1 rRNA gene is annotated in these 1,235 nt (G+C 47.3%); it reads left to right on the forward strand.

The features are described 5' to 3' along the window. Positions 1-1,235: ribosomal RNA gene (locus BUB33_RS15660) — 23S ribosomal RNA — on the forward strand; the annotation flags it as partial.

The following is a 1,235-nucleotide window of genomic DNA, read 5'->3' on the forward strand; positions in this document are numbered from 1 at the left end:
GGAGGGGAGTGAAATAGAACCTGAAACCCTACGCCTACAAGCAGTGGAAGCACATTATTAGTGTAACCACGTACTTTTTGTAGAACGGGCCAGCGAGTTATGGTATAGAGCAAGGTTAATGACTTAAGGTCAGGAGCCGTAGGGAAACCAAGTCTTAATAGGGCGAAAAGTTCTATGCTATAGACCCGAAACCGGGTGACCTATCCATGGGCAGAGTGAAGTTGAAGTAAAATTCAATGGAGGCTCGAACTCGTTAGCGTTTAAAAGCTATGGGATGACCTGTGGATAGGGGTGAAAAGCCAATCGAACTCGGAGATAGCTGGTTCTCCTCGAAATAGCTTTAGGGCTAGCCTCAAGTAAAGTGTAATGGAGGTAGAGCACTGAATGGTCTAGGGGCGCATAGCGTTACCAAAACCTATCAAACTCCGAATGCCATAAACATATACTTGGGAGTCAGACTATGTGGGATAAGCTTCATAGTCGAAAGGGAAAGAGCCCAGACCACCAGCTAAGGTCCCTAAATTCTGATTAAGTGATAAAGGATGTGAGGTTTCACAGACAACCAGGATGTTGGCTTAGAAGCAGCCATACATTTAAAGAGTGCGTAATAGCTCACTGGTCGAGAGACCTTGCGCCGAAGATTTCCGGGACTCAAATCAGATACCGAAGCTGTGGGATTAGTGTAAACTAATCGGTAGAGGAGCATTGTGTATGGGTAGAAGCTATACCGAAAGGAGTGGTGGACTATACACAAGAGAGAATGCTGGCATAAGTAGCGCAAGGTATGTGAGAATCATACCCGTCGAAAGCCCAAGGTTTCCTGAGGAAGGCTCGTCCACTCAGGGTAAGTCGGGACCTAAGCCCAGGCTGAAAAGCGTAGGCGATGGACAACAGGTTGAAATTCCTGTACTAGTTACAAGCGTTTGAGAGAAGGAGTGACGCAGGAGGATAGGCTGAGCGTGCCGTTGGTAGAGCACGTCTAAGCATGTAGGGAGTTAAGATAGGCAAATCCGTCTTAACAATCCTGAGAAGTGATGGGGATCGAAAAACAAGTAGAGAAGCAGCTGACTCCACACTGCCAAGAAAAGCTTCTATCGAGCAAGTAACTACCCGTACCGCAAACCGACACAGGTAGGCGAGGAGAGAATCCTAAGACGAGCGGAAGAACCATTGTTAAGGAACTCGGCAAAATAGCCCCGTAACTTAGGGAGAAGGGGTGCCGGTTGAAGTATAGA

It is taken from the genome of Tissierella praeacuta DSM 18095 (genome assembly GCF_900128955.1).
GTDB lineage: Bacteria > Bacillota > Clostridia > Tissierellales > Tissierellaceae > Tissierella > Tissierella praeacuta.